This window comes from Tenacibaculum sp. 190130A14a (assembly GCF_964048965.1).
GTDB lineage: Bacteria > Bacteroidota > Bacteroidia > Flavobacteriales > Flavobacteriaceae > Polaribacter > Polaribacter polynesiense.
Genome location: NZ_OZ040189.1, coordinates 341,637 through 365,534, shown reverse-complemented (window position 1 = coordinate 365,534; position 23,898 = coordinate 341,637). Strand labels below are relative to the sequence as shown.

21 protein-coding genes and 10 tRNA genes are annotated in these 23,898 nt (G+C 31.5%); 6 read left to right on the top strand and 25 right to left on the bottom strand.

Annotation, left to right across the window (positions count from 1 at the left end):
* Positions 1-14 precede the first annotated feature (14 nt).
* From metG to ABNT22_RS01780, 4 genes are all read left to right on the top strand, one after another.
* Positions 15-2,069, top strand: a complete 2,055-nt coding sequence (metG, locus tag ABNT22_RS01795) for a methionine--tRNA ligase (RefSeq protein WP_348715829.1) — start codon at positions 15-17, stop codon at positions 2,067-2,069.
* A 64-nt stretch (positions 2,070-2,133) separates the two neighbouring features.
* Positions 2,134-3,729 (top strand): hypothetical protein, encoded by a 1,596-nt coding sequence (locus ABNT22_RS01790; RefSeq protein ID WP_348715826.1) that lies wholly within the window; start codon positions 2,134-2,136, stop codon positions 3,727-3,729.
* A gap of 16 nt (positions 3,730-3,745) precedes the next feature.
* Entirely contained in the window at positions 3,746-5,869 is a 2,124-nt protein-coding gene (locus ABNT22_RS01785; protein WP_348715822.1) for a Tex family protein, read from the top strand.
* 95 nt (positions 5,870-5,964) lie between these two features.
* On the top strand, positions 5,965-6,723 hold the full coding sequence (locus ABNT22_RS01780) for a hypothetical protein (RefSeq protein WP_348715819.1): 759 nt from the start codon (positions 5,965-5,967) through the stop codon (positions 6,721-6,723).
* Between the two features lie 237 nt (positions 6,724-6,960).
* Here the strand turns inward: ABNT22_RS01780 and ABNT22_RS01775 are convergent, their stop codons facing one another.
* From ABNT22_RS01775 to ABNT22_RS01660, 24 genes are all read right to left on the bottom strand, one after another.
* Positions 6,961-7,437 carry a ribonuclease H-like YkuK family protein gene (locus tag ABNT22_RS01775; RefSeq protein ID WP_348715817.1) on the bottom strand — a complete coding sequence of 159 codons (477 nt, stop codon included), beginning with the start codon at positions 7,435-7,437 and terminating at the stop codon, positions 6,961-6,963.
* Between the two features lie 37 nt (positions 7,438-7,474).
* A tRNA-His gene (locus tag ABNT22_RS01770) sits at positions 7,475-7,545 on the bottom strand.
* 6 nt (positions 7,546-7,551) lie between these two features.
* Positions 7,552-7,623: transfer RNA gene (locus tag ABNT22_RS01765), tRNA-Gln, on the bottom strand.
* A 5-nt stretch (positions 7,624-7,628) separates the two neighbouring features.
* A tRNA-Leu gene (locus ABNT22_RS01760) sits at positions 7,629-7,701 on the bottom strand.
* A gap of 6 nt (positions 7,702-7,707) precedes the next feature.
* Positions 7,708-7,780 (bottom strand) — tRNA-Lys (locus tag ABNT22_RS01755).
* A 95-nt stretch (positions 7,781-7,875) separates the two neighbouring features.
* Positions 7,876-7,948: transfer RNA gene (locus tag ABNT22_RS01750), tRNA-Pro, on the bottom strand.
* Between the two features lie 6 nt (positions 7,949-7,954).
* Positions 7,955-8,026, bottom strand: a tRNA-Asp gene (locus tag ABNT22_RS01745).
* Positions 8,027-8,032: 6 nt separating this feature from the next.
* A tRNA-Leu gene (locus tag ABNT22_RS01740) sits at positions 8,033-8,106 on the bottom strand.
* A gap of 7 nt (positions 8,107-8,113) precedes the next feature.
* Positions 8,114-8,196, bottom strand: a tRNA-Tyr gene (locus ABNT22_RS01735).
* Between the two features lie 288 nt (positions 8,197-8,484).
* A tRNA-Cys gene (locus tag ABNT22_RS01730) sits at positions 8,485-8,557 on the bottom strand.
* An 8-nt stretch (positions 8,558-8,565) separates the two neighbouring features.
* A tRNA-Ser gene (locus tag ABNT22_RS01725) sits at positions 8,566-8,653 on the bottom strand.
* 69 nt (positions 8,654-8,722) lie between these two features.
* On the bottom strand, positions 8,723-8,854 hold the full coding sequence (locus ABNT22_RS01720) for a hypothetical protein (protein ID WP_348715814.1): 132 nt from the start codon (positions 8,852-8,854) through the stop codon (positions 8,723-8,725).
* Positions 8,855-9,312: 458 nt separating this feature from the next.
* Positions 9,313-9,876, bottom strand: coding sequence for a 3'-5' exonuclease (locus ABNT22_RS01715; RefSeq protein WP_348715812.1), 564 nt, complete (start codon positions 9,874-9,876; stop codon positions 9,313-9,315).
* Positions 9,877-10,126: 250 nt separating this feature from the next.
* Positions 10,127-10,657: a hypothetical protein gene (locus tag ABNT22_RS01710; RefSeq protein WP_348715810.1), complete on the bottom strand. Its 531-nt coding sequence runs from the start codon at positions 10,655-10,657 to the stop codon at positions 10,127-10,129.
* A gap of 38 nt (positions 10,658-10,695) precedes the next feature.
* Positions 10,696-11,391 (bottom strand): peptide chain release factor H, encoded by a 696-nt coding sequence (prfH, locus tag ABNT22_RS01705; protein WP_348715809.1) that lies wholly within the window; start codon positions 11,389-11,391, stop codon positions 10,696-10,698.
* A gap of 3 nt (positions 11,392-11,394) precedes the next feature.
* Positions 11,395-11,952 carry a hypothetical protein gene (locus tag ABNT22_RS01700; protein ID WP_348715807.1) on the bottom strand — a complete coding sequence of 186 codons (558 nt, stop codon included), beginning with the start codon at positions 11,950-11,952 and terminating at the stop codon, positions 11,395-11,397.
* Between the two features lie 137 nt (positions 11,953-12,089).
* Positions 12,090-13,481, bottom strand: coding sequence for an RtcB family protein (locus ABNT22_RS01695; RefSeq protein WP_348715805.1), 1,392 nt, complete (start codon positions 13,479-13,481; stop codon positions 12,090-12,092).
* Between the two features lie 57 nt (positions 13,482-13,538).
* On the bottom strand, positions 13,539-14,897 hold the full coding sequence (locus tag ABNT22_RS01690; RefSeq protein WP_348715803.1) for a PcfJ domain-containing protein: 1,359 nt from the start codon (positions 14,895-14,897) through the stop codon (positions 13,539-13,541).
* 868 nt (positions 14,898-15,765) lie between these two features.
* A complete protein-coding gene (locus tag ABNT22_RS01685) occupies positions 15,766-16,062 on the bottom strand; it encodes a S26 family signal peptidase (protein WP_348715800.1) in 297 nt (98 codons plus the stop codon).
* 130 nt (positions 16,063-16,192) lie between these two features.
* Positions 16,193-16,861, bottom strand: coding sequence for a hypothetical protein (locus tag ABNT22_RS01680; protein ID WP_348715799.1), 669 nt, complete (start codon positions 16,859-16,861; stop codon positions 16,193-16,195).
* A gap of 15 nt (positions 16,862-16,876) precedes the next feature.
* Positions 16,877-17,578 (bottom strand): DUF434 domain-containing protein, encoded by a 702-nt coding sequence (locus tag ABNT22_RS01675; protein WP_348715797.1) that lies wholly within the window; start codon positions 17,576-17,578, stop codon positions 16,877-16,879.
* A gap of 5 nt (positions 17,579-17,583) precedes the next feature.
* The gene (locus tag ABNT22_RS01670) at positions 17,584-18,375 is read right to left on the bottom strand and encodes a hypothetical protein (RefSeq protein WP_348715795.1); all 792 of its coding nucleotides are present in this window, start codon (positions 18,373-18,375) and stop codon (positions 17,584-17,586) included.
* A gap of 47 nt (positions 18,376-18,422) precedes the next feature.
* Positions 18,423-19,133 carry a hypothetical protein gene (locus ABNT22_RS01665; RefSeq protein WP_348715792.1) on the bottom strand — a complete coding sequence of 237 codons (711 nt, stop codon included), beginning with the start codon at positions 19,131-19,133 and terminating at the stop codon, positions 18,423-18,425.
* A 58-nt stretch (positions 19,134-19,191) separates the two neighbouring features.
* Positions 19,192-20,586, bottom strand: a complete 1,395-nt coding sequence (locus ABNT22_RS01660) for an RtcB family protein (RefSeq protein ID WP_348716690.1) — start codon at positions 20,584-20,586, stop codon at positions 19,192-19,194.
* A 151-nt stretch (positions 20,587-20,737) separates the two neighbouring features.
* Between ABNT22_RS01660 and ABNT22_RS01655 the strand changes: the two genes are divergently transcribed.
* Positions 20,738-21,349, top strand: a complete 612-nt coding sequence (locus ABNT22_RS01655) for a hypothetical protein (RefSeq protein WP_348715789.1) — start codon at positions 20,738-20,740, stop codon at positions 21,347-21,349.
* Positions 21,350-22,378, top strand: a complete 1,029-nt coding sequence (locus ABNT22_RS01650) for a WYL domain-containing protein (protein ID WP_348715786.1) — start codon at positions 21,350-21,352, stop codon at positions 22,376-22,378. It begins immediately after the preceding gene.
* 54 nt (positions 22,379-22,432) lie between these two features.
* Here the strand turns inward: ABNT22_RS01650 and ABNT22_RS01645 are convergent, their stop codons facing one another.
* Positions 22,433-23,854, bottom strand: a complete 1,422-nt coding sequence (locus ABNT22_RS01645; protein WP_348715783.1) for a hypothetical protein — start codon at positions 23,852-23,854, stop codon at positions 22,433-22,435.
* Positions 23,855-23,898: the final 44 nt, after the last annotated feature.

The following is a 23,898-nucleotide window of genomic DNA, read 5'->3' as shown; positions in this document are numbered from 1 at the left end:
TTTAGTAGAAGAAAATGAGTACACCAAAAAGATATACAATTACAGCTGCATTACCCTATACAAACGGACCTATTCATATAGGACATTTAGCAGGGGTATATGTGCCTGGAGATATTTATGCACGTTATTTACGCCAAAAAGGAAAAGATGTAGCTTACATTTGTGGTTCAGATGAGCACGGAGTAGCTATTCCAATGCGTGCTAAAAAAGAAGGTGTTACTCCGCAAGATATTATTGATAAATACCACGGAATTATCAAAAAATCTTTTCAAGATTTTGGTATTTCTTTTGACAATTACTCGCGTACTTCAGCAGAAATCCATCATAAAACAGCTTCTGATTTTTTTACAAAATTGTACAATGACGGAGAGTTTATTGAAGAAGTTACGGAACAGTTATACGATGCAGAAGCAGATCAATATTTAGCAGATCGTTTTGTAATTGGTACTTGCCCGAAATGTGGAAATGAAGAAAGTTATGGTGATCAGTGTGAAAAATGTGGAACGAGTCATAATGCTACTGATTTAATTAATCCTAAATCGGCAATTACAGGAAATGTTCCTACATTAAAAGAAACAAAACATTGGTTTTTACCATTAGATAAGCACGAAGCTTTTTTACGTGAATGGATTTTAGAAAGCCATAAAAACGATTGGAAACCTAATGTATTAGGACAATGTAAATCTTGGATTGATGATGGTTTAAGACCTCGTGCAGTAACTCGTGATTTAGACTGGGGAATTCCTGTTCCAGTTGAAGGAGCAGAAGGTAAAGTACTATATGTTTGGTTTGATGCTCCTATTGGATACATTTCTGCTACTAAAGAATGGGCGGCAAGAGAAGGTAAAAACTGGGAAGATTATTGGAAAAAAGAGGATACTAAATTAGTACACTTTATTGGTAAAGATAATATTGTATTTCACTGTTTGATTTTCCCATCAATGTTAAAAGCTCATGGTGATTATATTTTACCAGAAAATGTTCCTGCTAACGAATTCTTAAACTTAGAAGGAAACAAATTATCTACTTCTAAAAATTGGGCTGTTTGGTTACATGAATATTTAGAAGAGTTTCCTAATCAGCAAGATGTGCTGCGTTATACTTTAACTGCAAATGCACCAGAAAGTAAGGATAATGATTTTACTTGGAAAGATTTTCAGGCTAAAAACAACAATGAATTGGTAGCTATTTTTGGTAACTTTATTAACCGTGTTGTTGTTTTAACAAACAAATATTACAATGGAGTTGTTCCAACAGCTGGAGAGTTAACGGAAGCGGATAAAGATGCTTTAGATCAATTACAACAATTCCCAGATGTAATTGGTAAATCTGTAGAGCGCTACCGATTTAGAGAAGCTTCTCAAGAATTAATGAATTTAGCACGTTTAGGAAACAAGTATTTAGCAGATGAAGAACCTTGGAAAGTAATTAAAGAGGATGAAGAACGTGTAAAAACTATTATGAATATAGCATTGCAAATTGCTACAGGTTTAGCTGTATTAGCTGAGCCATTTTTACCATTTACATCTTCAAAATTAAAATCAATCTTAAATATTGATAATAGCTTAACATGGAATGATATTTCTGAAAAAGAAATATTGTTGTCAGCAAATCATCAAGTTAATAAAGGCGAGTTATTATTCTCTAAGATAGAAGATAAAACTATTGAAGCGCAATTAGAAAAATTAGAAGCTACTAAAAAAGCAAATGAAGCTGCTAATAAAGTTGTTGAACCACAAAAAGAGACTATTGAGTTTGATGATTTTACTAAAATGGACATGAGAGTAGGAACTATTTTAGAAGCTGAAAAAGTAGCCAAAGCTAAAAAGCTTTTAAAATTAAAAGTTGATGTTGGTATCGATGTTCGTACTATTGTTTCTGGTATTGCTGAAAGCTTTAAGCCCGAAGATATTGTTGGTCAACAAGTAACAGTACTTTGCAATTTAGCTCCAAGAAAAATTAGAGGTGTAGAAAGTCAAGGTATGATTTTAATGACAGATACTCCTGATGGAAAACTAGCTTTTGTACAACCTTCTGAAAAGGTAAACAATGGTGAGTTTATCGCTTAAAAAACAACATTTTATTATATTTGAAACCTCACTTTTTTAGTGAGGTTTTTTAATTAAAATTTCTATGAAAAAAATTGTCGTAACCCTAATTTTCTTTTGGCTTAGCTGTGCAAATTCTCAAGAAAAAATTGGGGAATTTTACCTTGAAGAAAATGGTTCTAAATATCACATTAAAAAATCCTTTTCTATTTTCAATAATTACAACAATAGTATTGCTACTTTTTTGTTAGAAAAAAAGACCATTCACGCTCATCTTTTAAACAAAAATTTTGACTATCAAAAAGACTTAGCTTTACAAGACATAAAGAAAAAGTATAGTGTGCTTGTTAGTAAATTATACAATAAACAAAACAATTATACTTTAATTCTTTCCAATAAAGAAAAGGACAAGTTTGCGATGGTTAAGTTTGACTTTAAGTCAAACAAAGTTGAGTTTATTGAAGATGTCCTTAAGGTTAAAAAACTAATTTTTCTTCAAAGTGTTAATAAAGGAGATACTTCACATTTACTTTTTTTAGATGAAAAAACATCCAATATTATCTCTAAAAACTTTACGTTTACTAATAAAACAACAACTACAGTCTTCCATTTAGAAAAAGAGGAATTTTTAATAAATGCTGAAAGAAAAATCTCGTTAAAAAAATTACTAGCCGATTATAAAAAAGCCAATCATAGAGAAGTAAAAAACATAGAATATGAGCTTACCAAAATCAATGAAAACCCATATAAAACTCAAATTGTAGAGAATACCTTTTTCGAAGGTGCAGCATACTCAACTGAAAGAACTCAGCTATCCCCCACTTCAATGGAGTTAACATCAAGGTTTAACAAATTATATATAAAAAATAATGATGTTATCCTTACACTAGACAAAAATCGTTTTTACACTCAGATTTTAACCTTAAATCTAGCTAATGGGTCTTATACTTTTGAAAAAGTTAAAAAGCCTTTGTTCGAAGAGCAGCATATGTATAAACGATCAAACTCTTTTATTTATAACAATAATCTATTTCTTGTAACCGCTTCAAAAAATAAATTAATTTGCGCTATTCATAATTTAAAGAATAAACAAAAAATCAAACGAATTGAAGCGAATATAAATGAGCCTATTAATTTTAAAAACTCCTCAATAGTTCAAGAAGGAGGCGCTTTTAAAAACAACAGAAACTTTGAAGAAACGAATAAATTTTTGAGAAAAATTTCTGAAAGCAATATAGGTATTGGAGTGATAAAACATCATAACACTTATGAGGTAGTTATTGGAGCTCAAAAACAAGCAATGAAAGGATCTTCGACCGCCTTAATATTCTTTCAAATGGGACTTATGGGCTTTTCTCCAAACATACTAAATATAGAAAGTTTTTCTTCTCCAAACTCAACTTCTTTTTTTAATTACTTAACTACCAAATCAATTAAGATACACTGTTTATTTGATGAGAATTTTAATCATAAAGAAGGAGTCGTTAAAAGAAATGTTTATGATGAAATAGCTGATTTTGTAAAGTCAACTAAAGACAAAAATACTGATGGAATTTACCATAACTATGATAATGATTTTAAAAAACCTAAGGCTATAAACATATTTAAAATAGAGAACAAAACTGTTTTAGGAGCTTATTTACCAAAAACGAAAAAATATACTTTTTATAAATTTGACTAAATTATAATAATCTAAAATGCAACTAATATCCTATATCACTTCCCGTACACAAATCACTCAAAAATCAATTCAAAATACCATTGAATTATTAAATGAAGATTGTACGGTTCCTTTTATTGCCCGTTATCGTAAAGAAAAAACAGGAAATTTAGACGAAGTAGAAATTGGTCAAATTGTACAATTAAAAGAGCAATTTGAAGCACTTGAAAAAAGAAAAGTTGCTATTTTAAAAACCATCGAAGAACAAGGTCTTTTAACCAAAGAATTAAAAGAAAAAATAGAAAAAGTAGAAGACCTTACCACCCTAGAAGACATTTACCTTCCTTATAAGAAGAAACGTAAAACCAAAGCAGAAACTGCTCGTAAAAATGGATTAGAACCTTTGGCTAAAATGATTATGAGTCAACGTGTAAATGATTTAGAATACACTGCCTCTAAATACATGAACAACGAAGTTGAGTCTGAAGAAAAAGCCTTGGAAGGTGCACGACATATTATTGCTGAATGGATTAATGAACGAACTGATATTAGAAATAATATTCGTTATCAATTAGAACGTTTTGCAACCATTGCTACCAAAGTGGTTAAAACAAAAAAAGACGAGCATGAAGCTCAAAAATTCAAAGATTATTTCGATTGGGAAGAGAACTTAAGTCGCATTCCATCACATCGCTTATTAGCCATTTTACGTGCCGAAAAAGAAGGGTTTATTCGTGTAAAAATTGAAATCGATAACGAACGTGCCTTGCAAAAAATGGAAGATCGAATTATCCGCTCTCATAACGAATGTGCCGATCAAATTGAATTAGCCATTGCCGATGCTTATAAACGTTTGTTATTACCTTCTTTAAGTACAGAGGCACTTAATATTGCTAAAGAAAAAGCAGATGAAAGTGCTATTAAAGTATTTGCTAAAAATTTACAGCAGTTATTGTTAGGTGCTCCATTAGGTGAAAAACGAGTTCTAGCTATTGACCCTGGATTTAGAACGGGATGTAAAGTAGTATGTTTAAATGAACAAGGAGATTTATTGCACAACGAAACAATCTTTCCGCACGCACCTCAACATCAATCTACAGAAGCTATAAAGAAAATTAGTTCTTTAGCAGATGCTTATAAAATTGAAGCCATTGCTATCGGAAATGGAACAGCTTCTAGAGAAACCGAACAACTAATCAAACGAATTCATTTTAAAAATGCAATAGAAGTTTTTGTCGTGAGTGAAGCAGGTGCTTCCATTTATTCTGCCTCTAAAATTGCTCGTGACGAATTTCCTAATTACGATGTAACGGTTCGTGGAGCGGTATCTATCGGACGTAGATTAGCAGATCCTTTGGCAGAATTGGTGAAAATAGATGCAAAATCGATTGGAGTTGGACAATACCAACACGATGTAGAGCAATCTAGCTTAAAGAAATCATTAGATACTGTTGTAGCACATTGTGTAAACAAAGTGGGGGTTAACATCAATACCGCTAGTGCTTCTTTATTGAGTTATGTATCGGGTATTGGGCCAAAACTAGCAGAGAATATTGTAAACTATCGAAATGAAAATGGTGCATTTACCAATAGAACTGCTATTAAAAAAGTACCTCGATTAGGAGGAAAAGCTTTTGAACAATCGGCTGGTTTTTTACGTATAAAAAACGGAGATAATATATTAGATGACTCTGCAGTACACCCAGAACGTTATAGCTTGGTAAAACAAATTGCCAAAGACTTAAATACTAAGGTTGATGGGTTAATCGGAAATTCAGCTGTTTTAAATCAAATCAAGCTACAACAATATGTAACCGATTCTTATGGTTTACCAACCTTACAAGACATTGTTAAGGAATTAGAAAAGCCAGGATTAGACCCTAGAGAAAAAGCAAAAGCTTTTAGCTTTAATGAGCATATAAAAACTATTGATGATGTAAGAACAGGAATGATTCTTCCTGGAATTGTAAACAACATTACCAACTTTGGTTGTTTTGTAGATATAGGAATCAAAGAAAGTGGACTGGTACATGTGTCTAATTTGGCTGATACTTTTGTAAAAGATGTCAATGAGCATGTAAGCTTGCATCAGCATGTACAAGTAAAAGTTTTAGAAGTAGATTTAGCTCGAAAACGTATACAATTAAGTATGAACTATTAACATAAAAGTAAGTGTTTCGATTACTTTATATAAGTGAATCACCTGCCAATTTAAAGTTTAAATGGTGTAAACTTGTATTTAAAAATTGAACGAATATGAAAAAAATCTTATTTATATTATTAGTATTACTCTTTGTTAAGGTACAAAGCCAAGAAAGAAAAAACGATACTTTATTTATTAAGTATGATGAAACGCTTTTAAAAGGACGCATTGACCCCGATAATAAAACTATTTATAATTATGTCTTTGTAAATCAAAGAAGCAAAGAACGATCAATTCACTTTGAAAAAAGAAAAACATTTAGGGATTTAACTACCTCATCAACTATAAAAACTTTTGAAGAAATATATAAAGAGGCTAAAATTAATAACGATTATATTGCGGCTAAACTATTTAGGTATTTTGATGAACATAAATACAGTACTTATTTCCTCGTAAAAGGTAATGAGTTTATTGAAATGGCTGTAGTTGATTCAATAATATGTTTTTCAGAAGAAGTACCATATATTAACGGTAACGTTGATACATTGCTTATTAAGTATAATGAAAAGTTATTAATTAAAAAGCAATTACAAAACGATGCAGATATTCGTTATTGTGTTTCAGAAAAAAAGAAACCTTTAAATTATATGTATTTTAAGCAAAAGGCGGTGTTTAAGGATTTAAAAGCTAAATTAAAACCTCAAAGTCTTAAGAAATTACTTACAGAATCCAAAGCTTATAAAAATCATAATCTACACGATGCTATGTTTGAAAATTATTTAAGGAAGAATTTCGGAACTAAATGCAAGTACTTTTTTGTTAAGGATAATGTATTTATTCAGGTAGAAGTAAAAAACACTCTCAATGATTAGACCAACGTATAAAAACTATAAATAACTACAACACTTGTCGATGAACCTTTCAAACCTTTCGGTTGGCACAAAACAACTATTTAACTCTAAAAAAAGCCTTTTCATAATTAACAAATAAAAAGGCTTTTCTTTTTCTTCATTAAACCAATAGTAAGCATAATTAGAATCAAAATTTCATTTCTAGAAGGTCTAACGTAGCCTTTTTGCGTAGTGCAATTTTATTTTAAAAATTTACGATTATACTACTCTATCGGCACAAGATGAACTTGCAAATGCGTAAGGTTTCGCTTTAAATTCAAACCCCATTCCTAAAATGTAACCCATAGCATCTTTCAAGGCAACACTCGATTGAAACTTCGGATCTGTATTAATATCTGCATGAACCTCTAGGGCAACATTATGCTTGTCTAACATATCGCAAATTGCATAGGCAATGTTTACAGACATTGTTACCTCTTTAAGCATTCGTTCTTTGATAGATATTTGTTTGGTTCCCTTTGTGTTTCTAACAAACATAAAGCCTCCTTTACCTTCTCTCAATACAACAATTGCTGTTGCATATTCAATATGCGATTTATAAGCTTGAGAATCTGACCCAACACAAACCTTTAAACGATATCCTTCTTTCTTTTCCTTTACAATTGCTTTTTCAAGCACGTTTAGAATAGATTCATCAAATACTTTTCCACTAAAATTTCTCCATTTTTGTTCCACTATTTCTTCTTTTTCTATTTTTATTACTACTTTTTAGGGTGACTTCGGGAATCGAACCCTGTTCTTTTCAACCACAACGAAATGTTTTACCAAATAAACTAAAGCCACCATTTGTAAACCCGATAGGAGTCGAACCTATACAACAAGAGTCAAAGTCTTGTATGCTAACCATTACATCACGGGTTTCTTTGTACAGGAAGAGAGATTCGAACTCTCAAAATTCTGATTCTAAATCAGACACGTATACCGTTCCGTCATTCCTGCTATTTGTTGAGGCATTGGGATTTGAACCCAAGACTCCCGTGTTAAAAGCACGGTACTCTACCAGCTGAGTTATACCTCAATTTTGGTGACTTTAGGGGTTACTTTTTCTTTTTACAACTATGAACTATTCGTATGCCCCTTAGTCACCGTGAACACACACCTTTCTAGGTTTTGTCTGGGAAGCAGGACTCGAACCTACAACCTCCTGCATCCAAAGCAGGTAAACAACCAATCGTTATCTTCCCAGTAAAAGCGGTTCATACGAGAATCGAACTCGTATCTCCCGAGAGACAGTCGGGAAGGCTAGCCATTACCCCAATGAACCATTTTGTACTCCACCTTGGATTCGAACCAAGAAATCACACGGCTTAAACGTGATGCCTTTACCATTTTGGCCAGCGGAGCATTTTTGTGGAAGTGGTAGGACTCGAACCTACACGCTTAAAAAAGACTAGATTTACAGTCTAGCGAGCCAACCAATTGCTCAACACTTCCTTATTATGTCATTACGAATGAAATGAAGTGATCTCTTTTACTGTTAGGAGATTCCTTCAGTCGTTCCTCCTTCGGAATGACGATATATTTTTTTATTTCAAAGATCATTGAGACAAGGATGAGATTGCTGCGCGTTCTCATCTAGCCACAAAGTGGATTTCCGCAATTCTCAAACAAGTTTGAATTGCTTCAATCATTGAGACAAGGATGAGAGTGCTGCGCGTTCTCATCTAGCCACAAAGTGGATTTCCGTAATTCTCAAACAAGTTTGAATTACTTCAATCATTGAGACAAGGATGAGATTCGAACTCATAAAAAACGGAGTTGCAGTCCGCTGCCTTAACCTTTCAGCCACCTTGTCTTTTTTTGCGGAAGGAGTGGGATTCGAACCCACACGAGTCGTTAACTCCGAACAGTTTTCAAAACTGTGGCCACCACCAAATTGGCTTGTCCATCCTAGTTTTATCGCATAAAAAAAGCATCTCGTACAAGGAGATGCTTTAATGCTTTTTAAATGAAGAAATACTTAATTTATATTTCCATCATCTATCTCCTTTTTATAAATGAACCCAGCGTCTCCTCCACATAATAGTAGATCATTTTTCGGCGAACGAAATTGACTATGATAGGTTATACTATGTTGTAAATACTGTTTCATTTTATATTGTTTATACGATTCTTTTTAATTCGTTTTGACGTTGCAAATATGAATGCTATTTTTTAATTACACAAGGAAAAATTTAATTTATTTTACTGATTATCAATTAGTTATATTTGTTTTAAAACAATAGATTTCCTGTTCGTATTTAAACGAATTTAGTTCCTATTTACAAATGTCTGTCTCTCAATTGTTTTCAGTTTTAGCTCTTTATTTTAAATCTTATTAGTCTAACATTTTTCCTTTTAATTTTTTTCATAAAAAAAGCGTCCAATTTACATTGGACGCTTGTATTTGTATCTCTTTTTATCAATTTCTACCGATTATAATTCTTGAAATTAGTATACATAGCATCCGTCTTGCCAATATCCGGGCAAGTTCCATACGAACAAAGTTCTAATTGTTTACTGATATGTATAAAATCTAATTTCATTTGTGAGTACAATAGTAATCAATTTTTAAATACGTTCAGCTTCCTTTTTGTTTTTTAAGCTCCAATGCAAAACCTTTGCAATATTTTTTGCATCATCTACACCTCTATGGTGTGTTCCTTCTAAAGGTATATTTAGTATAGCTAAAGCCCCTTTCATTCCTACTTTTCTAGACATTCCTTTTACTTCTCTAAACAACTCTTTTACATTTATATGTTCTTGTGATAAAGGGTACTCAATGTTTCTGATGTTACATTGGTTTTTAATCATTTTCAAATCATATAAACCATAGCTCGCCCAAACATATTCTTTTGAATTGTATGTTTTTCGTAATTGATTACAGGCTTCTTCAAATGAAACACCTTCTTTATCTAGTAAGTCTTGAGTTATTGTAGTAAGCTCTGTACAAAATGAACTTACTTCAGAGCGTTCTGGTTTTACTAAAATTCCTTTATTCTTTTCTATTTCTCCAGATTCAGTATCTAAAACACAAATACCAAATTCTATAATTTCACTTACTTGCCCTGGTGGAATTTTTCCATCCCAACAAGTAGCTTCTATATCTATTACAATTATTTTATTCTTATTCATTTTTTTTCATTTTTTCTATTCAAAGAGCTTTTATGAATGCCTCATTATACGCCTTGTTATAATGAGGCTTTTTTTAGCAATTTTCCCTCTTGGAGTTTTTGTATAGAATTACCAATCCCAATTCATTGTTTTCCTATACAAAGGAAATTCTATAAAAATCCCCTTCTTTCTTAACCTTAAGATTCTTTTACATTTTACTCGAAATTCTCTCCTTTTCATCTTGGTATATTCACTACCCAATTTATTATTTCTAGCCATAGCATTTCTTGTTCTCCTTTTTTTTACTTTTTTGCTTCTTTTTCTTAGGAATCTTGTCTTCTACTCTTGAAATATGCTCTTTAATCGTATACATATAACTTTCATTATAGGTATACTTCTTTGCTTCCTTTAAAAACTTTAATGCTTTTTTATAGCTTTCTTTTTGCTCATACAATTGTGCCTTTGCAACATGCAACACTCCTTTATCGGCTCCTTTTAAGGTCAATGCAAAATCGATTAATCGCTCTGCTTCATTGTGATCTTCATTCCATAATAAGACATTGATATAATTTGGATATACATGAAACGCATTGATGTTTTCGGCTAAGGCTTCCGTATAATATTGTTTCGCTTGTTCAAAATCACATAAATGTTCTGCATATATGCGTCCCATTAAACACAAAGCCATCACATTTTTTTCTTCATATGCCAATGCATACGTCAAAGCTTCCATAGCTTCTTCTAAATCATATGGAAAAGCATCTAATGCTTTAAATATGTAATTGTTTGCTAATGTTTTCATCTTTCTTTGTTTCGTTCATCGTAATGACGAGTTCTTTGTTATTCTAATTCTTTACGTAAATCTTTCTTCAATTGATTTCGTTTAGATTTATAGGGTATTTTTTTCTTTTTCTGATGTTTAAAATCGGTTCCTTTAAATACTTGAATTGGGTTTCCTCTTTCTAAATTCAAATGGTTTTCCCACTCTTGCCTAACCGCATTTTTTAATTGTTCAATATGATATACAACAACCAAATTCTTTAAACGTTGAATGGCTATTTTTTTGTTTTGATGTTGCGAACGACTTTCTGAAACCAATACTTGAACTCCTGTTAAACGATGTTTTGCTCTAATTGCAGAACTTACCTTGTTTGCATGTTGTCCGCCTGGACCTGAACTTCTAATCGCTTGAAATTCGATGTCTTTTTCAGCAAGTGTTAATTCACTTGTGCATTCCAATTCAAAACAGCCTATAAACCAATTTTTACGTTTGTGGTATTTTCTAAATGTCGATTTTCCAATCCATTGAATAGTGCCTAACCAGTTTTTTAAAAATGCCGATAATTCTTTTCCCTTGAGTTGAATGGAAACGGATTGCACCGTTCCATTTTCAACTCCTTGTTCTTTGTAAAGAACTTCATAGCTAATTTTATTCTCTATAGCATTTTTTATAAAAACCTTTAAAACTTTTGCTACTACCCAAGTACATTCAGCAGGACCACGACCTGCGGTAAACTGAATTACTTTTGTTTCCATTTTTTATGTTATTCCCATCAACGGGATTTTTGACAACAATGGATTTCCAATCAGGTTTTCTCCCTTTTCTAAAAGCTTAATAGCCGATTTTACTGCCCAACATTTATCACTTGTATGAATGTTTGCATAAAAACCTAACAAGGTCTTTGGTTCAACCACATTCCAACCATTTACCTCAACACTTTCGATTGTTTTGGATTCGAAAAAATCAATCGTTACTCTGACTTCTTTTCCTGTTGGTAACCATTCTTTTTTTTCATAGCGTCTAAAATTTTCGTTGCTCGGCATATGGTCATATCTAGTCCAAACTTTTTCGAATCCATCCTCCAGTAAAATTTGCATTACAATTCCTACATTTTTCGGATTCACAAAAATGTCTATGTCCTTATGGTCATGTGCATGTTTGAACTCTTTGTGGTTCATTTCTGACATAAAATGCCAGGCCCAACCTCCTGAAACTACAATCCATTGTTTTAATTTTTCTAAAATTTTAAGACCAAACTCTATTTTATAATCTGGCCATACCTCTCCATATCTTTTTATATTATGATTTGCTCCCATAACTTTTTCTTTTTTTTACTGTTATCATTGTGAGTGGAAGGAAGTAATCCCCTATTTGATAAACAGGTTACTTCTTCGCTTCACAAAGTTTTGCTCATCGTAATGACGATTTCTAATTCACATTTAATCTTTGAATACTACTTATCCATTCTTACAATCTTTGGAGTAAAAGTTCCTACTACCTCAACCAACTCTTGCTGATTTCCCATTACTTTTTTAATGTTCTTATAGGCCATAGGTGCTTCGTCTACTCCTCCTCCAATTAAGCTTACTCCATTCATCTTTAATTGATGTTTGATATCGCTTTTGGTAAATTTCTCTTTACATTTTCTTCGAGAATGTTTTCTCCCTGCTCCATGTGACGCTGATTGTAAACTTTCTTGATTTCCTAAACCACGAACAATATATCCTGGCGCAGTCATAGATCCTGGAATAATTCCTAATGCTCCTTTATTAGCAGGTGTTGCTCCCTTTCTGTGTACAATACGTTCCTCTCCATTTACCTTCTCTTTCCATGCAAAATTGTGGTGATTCTCAATCATTGTTAATGGTTTTATACCTAACAATTTTGCAATTCGTTTATGAATATTATCATGACATGCCTTTGCATAATCTCCAGCTAAGTTCATAGCTAGCCAATACTCTTGTCCGTCATGTGTATCCATATCCAACCATGCTAAATGTTGTACATTTTTGGGAAGCGGACATTGCTTACTTGCTAAATAAGTATAGTGTTTAGCAATGTTTGCTCCCAAAGCTCTCGAGCCACTGTGCGTTAATAGTCCAACATATTCACCAACTGGAACATTGAATTCATTGTTTTCATCAGAGATGTTTACAATTCCGAATTCTACAAAATGATTTCCACCACCCGAAGTTCCTAGTTGATTATATGCTTTCATCTTTAACTTCTTCACCAAAGGAATGTCTTGAAACTCTCTACGCTCGAATATTTCATGATCTTGTTTTTTAGCATGGGTTTCATACATTCCAAATTTGGTGTGCTCTTTTAATATGTTTTCCATTTGATGTTGCTTCCCTTTTAAATAAGAGGCCTTCATCGGAAATATGCTTAATGCCATTCTACAACCAATGTCTAATCCCACTCCGTATGGAATTACAGCATTTTCGGTAGCTAATACACCGCCTATAGGCAAACCGTACCCTGAATGTGCATCGGGCATTAAAGCTCCTTGCACGGCTATGGGTAATTTTAAAGCATCGTATAACTGATACTTTGCTTGTTCATCAATTTCGTTTTCTCCATAAATTGAAAATGGAGCTCTTGTATTTCGCAATTGATGCTTTTTAACTTCTACTGGTTTGGTTAAACCTTCTGCAACTTTCCCCCAAATCGCATTTCCTTGATATTTTTCTGGATGAAGCAATACGTCTTTTGCTTCTTCTAAAATGCGTTCTTTCTTTTCCTTTTTTCTATATCGGTTAATTTGCCCTAAGGCGATGTTTATGCTATTATTCTTTGGAAAGCCTAAATTGATTAGGTCTTTTCCTTTTAATTTCTTTCCCATCTTTTTATTTTTCTTTTGAAGAGATGATAACATAAATTACATTATCATCTCTCTTTTTTAACTTGTCGCAGCCATCTTCATTAGGATATATAACAGCCACAAGATGATTTTTACAGCTGCTATTATTGCTCCTTGATTCTCTGAATTTGATTGTATATTCTCTACAACTCCATCATTTACATAGTACTGCCTTTCATAGTCCATCTTTTTTCTTGCTTTGACTTGTGAATTATCAATCCATGTATCAATCAATTCAAAAGACTTTTTATCTGGCACATCATTAAACTTAGCTTTTGCTTGAGCTATTTCATATTCTGGTAACCTTACTTCAATTGTTGCCAAACGTTCTATTGATGCTCCTTCTACTATTTTTTGCAATGAAAAAATGGTGCAATTTTTAACTTTACAATCATGATCATATTCACCAACACAATGTTGCATTTCAAATCCTTCATCATATAATTGCATTGAATTTAATAACTCGATTGTTTTATAAATAACCTTCTTACCATTTTCAATTTCTTCAACGTATAAAGGCTTTATTCCAGATGACTTCCAATACAAAACCTCTTCTTTTTCATTTTCATAAACAGTTCTATGCCATTCTCTAGTACTATTTACAAGAGCATCTAAGGTTCTATTTTTCATAGAAAATGATTTGTCTTCTCTATATTTAAATGTGATATAATCAATCACAAGATCCAACTCGTCTTTTTTTAGATTTTCCTGTCTAACAAAAAAATGAACTACTGAAGCCCAAAACACTTCTTCATTTGCTCTAATAATTGAAAGCCTCGAAGATGAAATCATCTTTGCCTTTTCTCTTGATGCTCCATAACCTATGGCTTGTGCATATCTCAAAGCTTCATCTACCAAAAAATATGCTGGAGCATTTCTAAACTCATGTGCCATTTTACTCGTTAAGTTTACTGGCATTTGACTCAGCTCTTTAACACTTTTCCCTTTTCCTAACTGCACATACCAAAGCATGTATTTTTTCTCAGCTCCAAAAAATGAACTTTCAAGAAAACGAGGTGTTTCATATATGGTAAAACAGTGTCTTATTAATGATCTTAATTGCTCTTCTTTATGTAAACTTTTACGCTCCCAATCTTCTATCGTTCTTGCTATTCTATTACCAAAAGAACTTATATTATGTAAAACTTCTACACTATTATAGTTTCTAAGTAATCCATAACATTTTTGATTATACAAGTGAACCAAAAGTCTTTTGAAAACTTCTCTTTTCCATACATGTCTTTTTCTACTAGTTTTCGAAAAAAACTCTTGAAGCATTGAGTCAATTGTTCCTTTGTATCGTGTTGGCATATTAAACTCTTGGTATTTTTTATCTACCAGGTTTAAAAAACTTCTTTCCTCTTTTTGTACCTTGTTTATATTCCAATTCTTTTTCATTTTTAAAAGTTCTTTACTAGATTATTTTTTCTTGTAAAGCCTCTTAATGTTTAGCAACTATTACTACTTATTACTTTTTCATTTAGGCTACTATTTTCCCACTGGTAAAATTCAATCGCATATAGCAATTGGAATTTCCCATACATAAAACACCTTATCAATAAAGGTTAAGGTCGAATGATTGTTTCGAATTTTAAACTAGGCTATTTAAAAAGGCATAAAAAAATCCGAAACTTTAATTAGGCTTCGGATTTCTCATATATAAGTTATAGTAATTTCTATTTATGAAGAAAATCGCGAAGCATGTGTACAAAAGAACCTGGTTCTATTACTGTACTAATGTTTAATTGATATTTTAACATGTTTACTTCGTTTTAATGTGTTAAGCTTTACTTTCTATTTTTCTTATATAAAAACCAGACTCCCCTGATAATTATAAACATAGTAGTTAAAACTGTACTCTTGTTTTGCTTGAATTGCGATGCAAATATGAAAGGGATTTTTGAACTACACAAATATTTTTTGAATTTATTTTTCTGATTTTCAGTTACTTACCTTGTATTTAAAGTATACAATTCCTGTCCGAATTTCTTCAGATTAGTAACCTACTGGTAGTTAGTTATGTAGTACGGGCAACTCTTTTTTCAACAGCCTGAAAATTTTTCATAAAAAAAACGTCCAAATTTTAAACTTGGACGCTTTTTAGTGATTTTATACTACAATAACCTATTGGTAACGACATAAAAATCGCTTCTCAGCGTCCGATATGTGTATTAATTGCATGCGCATAGGTTATATTTTGTTTTTATTATAATTTATAAAATGTGTGAGAAGCTATATTCTCTATTATCTTTCTTTTCTGAAATGCCTATGGCATTGGTAATATTTCTACTACAATTCCATATACATTTTTAGTCCATCCATTAATTCTTCCATGGTTATTTCCTATTAACAAACCTCTTTTATTGTTTTTTCCTTTTACAAGATGTGTAAAGCAGTTTCCACGAACTTTACAATAAACAATATCTCCAACCTCACATTCTTCCCAACTAATTGGTTTTAACTTTACCGGTTGTTTTGATTTTAAAATAGGTAACATAGAATTACCTGGCTCTTTTGAAATAATGATTTCTCCATTATTTAATTTTTGAATTTTCCAATTCACAATAATTACATTTTATAAATTATGTAAAACACTATTGTCTTACATATCTCATAAAATTAGAAAGCCATTTCAATGAACTATTGCAAATATGATATTTTTATTTGATTTTTTCTATTAGATTGATTTTAAATTAAGTTTTAGAGTTGAGAAAAGGCTCTACAAACCCAATAAATTCTAAATTATTTTTCTTCCATCTCGCTCCATGTCCAGACGAGATTCGTACTTCATAAATCAATTCATGTTTGTAATGATAAAAAACATTCCACCAAGTTTTATGTTGAAGTATATGCCATAATAATTCCTTTACTTTTTCTTCTTTTTCACAAGGATTCCCCTTTATAACTCCCCAAAAACTATTTTTTGTTCTTTCTGAATGTTTTTCAAATGCTCTCACGGCTTTACTAATTTGAGTGTTATAGGAATTAAAACTCACCTTAAACACTTCTTGGTCTAAAGGAGGTAATCCTTCTTCTGTTCTTATGGTAGCAGAAGTTAATCTTTGTCCTAGTACAATCAAAAAATCATTGATCATTGTTTTTTCAAAGTGCTTAACTGTTTTCAAAAGTTCCATTTTCTCGTTTAAAAAAGAAAACGAATCAACACATATGCTTCTATCAATAATTATTTCTTCTTCAAAATAAGGAGCATTTAATTCTACAATACTGCTTTTATTGACTAAACTTTCAGCAAAACATTCTAAATGTTCTTCTTTACATGCAACTAGATAATGCTTTTCTTTTTCCTGTTTGAAATAGTTTTGTACCTCAACTAGTTTATGAAACAAAATTTCCTTTTCCATTTTTTAATTTCTTCCCTAACAACTAATTAAAAACTGGTATTCTTCCGGAATCACATCATCCATTAAATTATACCAGTTTGTAACTCGATCTAAAATCCATGCATCAGAAGTAATAGCTACATAATTACTATTAGCAATTACTTTATCGGGATTATTCTCTAAAATAACCTCCCAATTGTATTGCTTTTCTTCAGCCAGTGCTAACAATTTTGTTTTCATACGCCCACTATTAGAAACCGGTTTATCAAAACACCAAATTACCTTAGCTACTTCAAAACGATGTAGTAAGTCACCTATCATTTCAACAGCTTTGCTTGTTTGACTCACACTTTTATAGGTTCCATGCAAAGAAGATAAATCTCTATATGCAGTATCTTTTCCTTTAAACAAATACGCACTCGACAACATACTTTCTAGCAAAATAACCTGATTAAATCCATCAATAATGATTTCCTTATTTTTAAGATTCTCCTTAAAAAGTAGCTTCTCTTCTCTATTTTTAACAGCAGTATTTCCAGCTGCCATTCCTTTAATGGCTTGTTGTTGGCGTTTGCTTAACTTATATCGATTCCCTACCAACTCACAAGAAGACGATTCTCCATAACCTCTTTCTAATAAAAACGACATATCATTTACCGCTTCTTTCATTTTTCGCTGCATAAATGCTTGTCCGAATAACTTATTGTCTTTTCCTTCTTTTCCTCTGTTTTTAGGCATAAAAGCTAAATATTTATAGAGATCAATTCTGATTTTTTCATATTAATATCTGTACAAACTTTGATTTGAACCCCTTGATTAATCAATCCTATTATTGGTTTTATAACAACACCTCTTATTTTTTTGTATAATTCCAAATTATCGCCAGGACCTAGGCTGTAAACAACAATATGATATCTATCTTGTTGACAAAGAAAAAACCATTGATCATGTTTTACTATAAAAGCTGTAAAATAAAGCTTTTCATTTTTTATTTTAAGATCAGAGAGTTCAAACAATTCTCTTGATGAAAAATCAATCAAGCTAAACGATACTATTGAAAAATCATTTTTTGACTTTGTTTTTCCATAGGACATAAATAAAATAGTAGACTCGTCTTTTTTTAAAAAACACTTAATCTCCAAAAATTCTATCCTACTTTTATTTTTATCAGAATTGTATTTAAAAACAATATTTCCTTGGTAATCAAAAACAACTAATTGTGCATCTCCAAACTCAGACCCTATATCCATCATAGAATCACTATAAGAGGCTATTATATATTTTTGAGTAGTAATAAGTTCTAAAGGACAATCAATAAAAAATGATTTTTCAATGTTACCGTAATTATCGATAAGCCAGCAATTATTTTCTCTACTTTCATTTTTATTTATTAAAATGAATAATTCTTTTGAAACTATTTTAACTATAGGAGCTACTAATACTGGTAATCCTATCACTTTAACTAAACGCTCCTTTCTATAGATTTCATTGTCTTCTGTTATATAGATAACGTCTTTAAAATCTATAGTATCCAAATACTCGATTTCTTTTTCATTTTTTTTACTACTAACAACCACTCTACTTACGAATTAAGTTTATTATTATTTTCCAAAATGGTATAAACTATGGAGATTCTTTCTTTAAACTCTTCGTTAAAATGCTCTTTAAAGAACTGTTTAGATAACTGATTTAAAATGTACTCGCTATGAAACCATTCTTCCAATATTTCTTTTTGATGTTGAGATAGGTCTATCATTGAACCTAATAAAACATAATTAACAATAAATTTCACAGAGAGTATAGAAAAATTATACTCCCATATTTTAATCACTGTATCTATACTCTTATACTTACAAATCAATTCTAGAGAAGAATTAAAATATTCAATTGATACATTTTCGTTTTTCAAAGAGTTTTCAAATTGGTAATAAAAGAATAAATCAACAGCTATTATTTCCTTGTTATTCCATGTTTCCCATTCTAGATAATTTAATTTTTCAAAAGTTAAAAAATCATCTATAAGTGAATCTTCAGAGATAGCAACCAATTCAAGTATCCTTGGTAAAAAATGTTTGTAATCTTGTTCATCTCCAAAGGTTGTAACAGCCTTACTAGTAAATTTATTAATATCATTAACTTCTAACTCATGTAATGACTTAGATAATAATCTTGTAATATCTTCATTTGTAACACAACACTCACAACTTCTTTCTCTTAAATTTCCAGAAACTTTATATGGAGAAAATACCTCGTACAGATACTCAATTGATTTTTCTAAAGAACTTATTGCCATTATAGCTTCTCTTTTTAGGTATGTTGATTATAAAACGTGTTTCTTAGATTTCTATGATTTATTTATTCGTTCTCTTCTTTCTATCTTGTCTTTTTCTAATTCTCCAAGGAGCATTCTTTTGCCAGTCTCCCGCCATAATACATCCAAAAGGCAATACCTCATCAATCACTTCGCCTAAACCAAATTCTTCCATTTGGTTACGAACTGTTTCTGCATTTTTATATGCAGAAGGTAATTCTGTTATATCAATTTCATTAGAAAAAAAACGTACATCTAAACCTTTTGTTTCTTCTTCAAATATTTCTTCAAAAGTTCCTGTTTTACTTTTTCTATGTTGTGTTCTACTTACATTTCTTCCTGCTCCGTGTGGTGCAAACCCTAAATTACTTTCTGTTGATTTTCCTTCGACAATCAACACGGGTTCACTCATGTTTAACGGAATCAGCCTTGGCCCCGTAATATCTGGCATAAATTTCGAATTCAACGGCGTTGCTCCTTTTGCATGGTAAAACAAATCACCATCTTTAAAAACAAAATTATGTTCGTTCCAAAATCGATTTTCTTTTTCAATTCTTAGTTTTTCCAAAGTAGCATCATGTAATACTTCATGATTCTTTTTTGTCCATTTTCTTATAATTTGTAAGGCTTCCCAATAGGCCTTCCCCTCTTCAGTTTCATAAGGAATCCAAGCATTTTGTTTTAAAGTTTGTGGCGACAATTCTTTTCTAAATCGTTCTGCGACTTTTATTCCTTTAGCATATAAATTTGCTCCAAAACCTCTACTTCCATGATGCGTAACCAACATTGTATTTCCAGTATTCTTTGATTTCCCTACAAATAAAAAGTGGTTTCCATCGCCTTGAGTTCCTAAATGTGAACGTGCTGCCGAAATACTTTTTTGGTCATTTAAAAATACATTATTTTCTATCTCTGTTAATAAATCCATTGGGAATCTAAATTGCTCTTCTCTTGAACGACCTCCATAACCAAAATGAGTTATACTATGAGCTGCATCCAATACTTCCTTCGGGTTTGCTTTCCCAAAATCCGTCAACATTACCGAACAACAAATATCTGCACTATGCATTCCTGGATGAATAGCATTTTTAGCAACTGCTACCCCACCTACAGGAATTGTTCCTGCTGGTCCAGTAGGACAAGCATCAGGCATAATAGCACCGTTTACTAATGTTGGTGTTTTCATTAATACTTCCATCGAATGAACTACAGAGTTTACATTTATTTCTTCTAATTCATTCTCTGCCTTAATATTGATTCTAAAACTAGCTGGTTCTTTTAACAATGGCATCTCCGGTACAGGTTTAAACTGCTCTAAATAGTCCATCATTTCAACTTCTGTCAATTCATTTGAATTGACATATTCCATAGCCTCTGGAAACCATTTTCCTGATTTAAAACCCATTTCAATTAAATCTTTTCCTGTAATTTTCATTTTGTTTTGTTTTAATTCTTCTAATTTTCTTTTCATAGCATTTCCCCACTAAAACGAAGACTTTTTCTTAATCACACTGCAAATATTTAACACTATTACGCAATGTTTTTGCGTACTAAAAATTATTTTATGATTTTTACAAAAAAACAATATGGATTTAGAAAATAGGTTCTTTCGTCTTTTAGAGAAATATACCACTAACAAAGCACATATTCAGAAGCTTTGGACCAACCTTCATCAAAAATATTCAGAGTCACATAGAGCTTATCATAACTTAACACATTTAAAAGAACTATTTTCTTATTTTGATGAATACCAAGAGCATTTAGAAAATTCAGATATCGTTGCTTTTTCTATTTTTTATCATGATGTGATTTACAATATCTGGAACAAAGACAACGAAGAAAAGAGTGCAGATTTTGCTTTACTTGAATTAGAACGTATTTTATCAAAGTCTTCTTTAGAAAGTATTTACCGGCAAATTATCGCTACAAAAACTCACCAAGCTTCCGATAATGACACACAATTTTTAGTTGATTTCGATCTTACCATATTAGGAAAGTCTTCGGCGGTTTATACTAATTATACAAAGTTGATTCGTAAAGAATATCAGTTAGTTCCAAGGTTTATGTATAAAAAAGGTCGTAAAAAAGTACTGCAACATTTTTTAGATAAAGAAGCTATTTATGGTTCTAAAACTTTTAATGATTTATTTGAAAAGCAAGCGCGTATCAATTTAACTAATGAACTAAACAATTTATAAATGGCCTCTAATAAAAACGCTTTAATCCGATATAAAACAATTGATCAGTGTTTACGAAATACCTTGCGTCGATGGACCTTAGATGATTTAATTGATGCTTGTTCTGATGCTTTATATGAATATGAAGGAAAAGATGTATACGTAAGCAAACGAACTGTTCAGCTAGATATACAAATGATGCGTAGTGATAAATTAGGATATAATGCTCCTATTGAAGTATACCAACGTAAGTATTATCGATATGCCGAAGAAGGGTATTCTATTATGAACATTCCTGTAACGGAGAATGATGTAAAAGTAATGAATGATGCCATTCAGGTGTTACGTCAATTCAAAGATTTTTCCTTATTTAAAGAGATGGATGGTGTTTTACAGAGACTCGAAGATTCTGTGTATTCTTCTCAAAAAGAGAACAGAGCTATTATTCATTTAGATAAAAATGAACAGTTAAAGGGGTTAGAATTTATCGACCCTTTGTATAATGCTATTCAACAGAAAACAGTCATTGAAATCGTATATCAATCTTTTAAAGCAGATAAACCCAATACCATTACATTACACCCACAATTATTGAAGGAATTCAACAACCGGTGGTTCTTATTGGCTTTGGTAAAAAATACAGAAACCACCTTTGCTTTAGATCGTATTAGTTCCATTAAAGTTTTAAAAGATGTAACCTATATTGATAAAATGATTGAAGGAGATCTTTATTATAAAGATGTGGTTGGTGTGACAGTTTCAAACGCTCGACCTCAACGCATCTCTTTTTGGGTTGATAAAGCAAATGCTCCGTATGTAATTACTAAGCCCTTTCATAAATCACAACGATTAATAAAACAAACTGAAGAAGGATCAATTTTTAATATTTTGGTTATCCCAAATTTTGAATTAGAACGTTTAATTCTTGGTTTTGGAGATAGTATTGAAGTACTAAAACCTCAAAGACTACGAGAACGTATTCAGAAAAAATTACATCGAGCACATCACAGGTACACCTTAAAAGAAGACTCAAAAAAACCAGCCGAGTAACTAACTAACTGGCTGGTTCATCAAGAATAAATAAAAGGAATTAATTGGGAGTAACTATTTTTTATTGAAAACCAACATGTTTTCAATTGCTCCACTACTATCGTAGGTCTTTAACATTATTTGAGTATCTGAAATCTCTATAACCTTCCAATCTTCATTAAGCCTTTCTAAAATATCATGAGAAGGGAACTCCATAAATAACACTGTTCCATCATTAAATGATTTCCATTCTCCGTTATCTACAGTAGTAGCAGTTTTTGCTTTTACTTCACCTGAAGACTCAAAATAAAACTCATATGGTTCAAAATCTTCCGTTTTATTTTCTCCATTTTCTAAATACTTCTCTACTACCCAAACACTATTTACAGCTATTAATACTTCGCTTAAGTTATCTCCACTATTACTCCCTTGGTTACAGAAACTTTCAAAACGTACTTTATCATCTCCAGAGTACAGACTAACTTGAACTTCATCATCTTCATCATCTAATTCATGTAGGGTCCATGTTTTATTAAACTTATCTAAACCATCTACATTAATCGTAATCATAATATCATTTGCGTCTCCTGATGCTTCCCATTCTCCTTCATATATGTTTCCATTTTTAGTTACTTTAATAGACCCATCTTCTCTAAAGTAAAAAGTAGCCTTTTCATAATCATCTGTATAATCTACGTCGTTAACTTTTAACTTATCTACTTTCCACTCATCACACTTTTCAAAAAATTCTTTAAGGATATCGGTGGTACAATCATCGCAATCATCATCTTCATAGTCATTATCATCATCTTCATCGCAACTATTAACTGCGCTACTAATAGCTTCTTCCAACTCTTCTAAACTGTTAATTGTAAGAACGGTTCCGCTCGATAATTTAACGTTGATAGGAAAATTGATTGTAACGGCAGCATATTTTTTCAAATCATGTAATAATTCATACAACTGCTCATCATCTTCAAGGGTTATGGTTAAGATTAAATCATTGTTTTCATTAAACACAGAGGCCGTAAAAGGATATTCAAAATCTAAACATTCGATATCGTCATCTTCTTCATTTTCTCCCTTACAGTCTTTAGTTAAGTTTTCCAATTCATCGTCTGAATTTACGGTAACTATAGTGTGATCACTTAAAATAACTTCTATCGGATATTTAATTTCTAAAGTATCTACATCATCATCAAATAAATCAAAAATAGCTTCTATTTCTTCATAACCGTCTTCACTATCAATAGTAATTTCCTTAGAATTAACCACTACCGTAACTGGTAATTTAATACTTAAGCAACTAGCTTTATCTATAATATTATCTTTTGATCCATCTCTTAAAACTGCTCTGTTCATTAATTTCACAACAGGCGAGTCTTCTACAAGAGCTTTTTGTACAGGTGGATCTATAATTTTAAGTTCTTCTGTTCTACATGAAAAAAGAATCAGAATTGTACTTAGTAATAACAAGGTGGATTTTAAAGTTCTCATAAATCTGTTTTTTAATTCGTCTTTATTCTAAAACAACTTCATTT

Bases quoted from the DNA above. Each gene is read 5' to 3' on its own strand.
- metG (WP_348715829.1), top strand. From the start codon at position 15: ATGAGTACACCAAAAAGATATACAATTACAGCTGCATTACCCTATACA.
- ABNT22_RS01790 (WP_348715826.1), top strand. From the start codon at position 2,134: ATGAAAAAAATTGTCGTAACCCTAATTTTCTTTTGGCTTAGCTGTGCA.
- ABNT22_RS01785 (WP_348715822.1), top strand. From the start codon at position 3,746: ATGCAACTAATATCCTATATCACTTCCCGTACACAAATCACTCAAAAA.
- ABNT22_RS01780 (WP_348715819.1), top strand. From the start codon at position 5,965: ATGAAAAAAATCTTATTTATATTATTAGTATTACTCTTTGTTAAGGTA.
- ABNT22_RS01720 (WP_348715814.1), bottom strand. From the start codon at position 8,854: ATGAAACAGTATTTACAACATAGTATAACCTATCATAGTCAATTTCGT.
- ABNT22_RS01715 (WP_348715812.1), bottom strand. From the start codon at position 9,876: ATGAATAAGAATAAAATAATTGTAATAGATATAGAAGCTACTTGTTGG.
- ABNT22_RS01710 (WP_348715810.1), bottom strand. From the start codon at position 10,657: ATGAAAACATTAGCAAACAATTACATATTTAAAGCATTAGATGCTTTT.
- prfH (WP_348715809.1), bottom strand. From the start codon at position 11,391: ATGGAAACAAAAGTAATTCAGTTTACCGCAGGTCGTGGTCCTGCTGAA.
- ABNT22_RS01700 (WP_348715807.1), bottom strand. From the start codon at position 11,952: ATGGGAGCAAATCATAATATAAAAAGATATGGAGAGGTATGGCCAGAT.
- ABNT22_RS01695 (WP_348715805.1), bottom strand. From the start codon at position 13,481: ATGGGAAAGAAATTAAAAGGAAAAGACCTAATCAATTTAGGCTTTCCA.
- ABNT22_RS01690 (WP_348715803.1), bottom strand. From the start codon at position 14,897: ATGAAAAAGAATTGGAATATAAACAAGGTACAAAAAGAGGAAAGAAGT.
- ABNT22_RS01680 (WP_348715799.1), bottom strand. From the start codon at position 16,861: ATGGAAAAGGAAATTTTGTTTCATAAACTAGTTGAGGTACAAAACTAT.
- ABNT22_RS01675 (WP_348715797.1), bottom strand. From the start codon at position 17,578: ATGCCTAAAAACAGAGGAAAAGAAGGAAAAGACAATAAGTTATTCGGA.
- ABNT22_RS01665 (WP_348715792.1), bottom strand. From the start codon at position 19,133: ATGGCAATAAGTTCTTTAGAAAAATCAATTGAGTATCTGTACGAGGTA.
- ABNT22_RS01660 (WP_348716690.1), bottom strand. From the start codon at position 20,586: ATGAAAATTACAGGAAAAGATTTAATTGAAATGGGTTTTAAATCAGGA.
- ABNT22_RS01655 (WP_348715789.1), top strand. From the start codon at position 20,738: ATGGATTTAGAAAATAGGTTCTTTCGTCTTTTAGAGAAATATACCACT.
- ABNT22_RS01650 (WP_348715786.1), top strand. From the start codon at position 21,350: ATGGCCTCTAATAAAAACGCTTTAATCCGATATAAAACAATTGATCAG.
- ABNT22_RS01645 (WP_348715783.1), bottom strand. From the start codon at position 23,854: ATGAGAACTTTAAAATCCACCTTGTTATTACTAAGTACAATTCTGATT.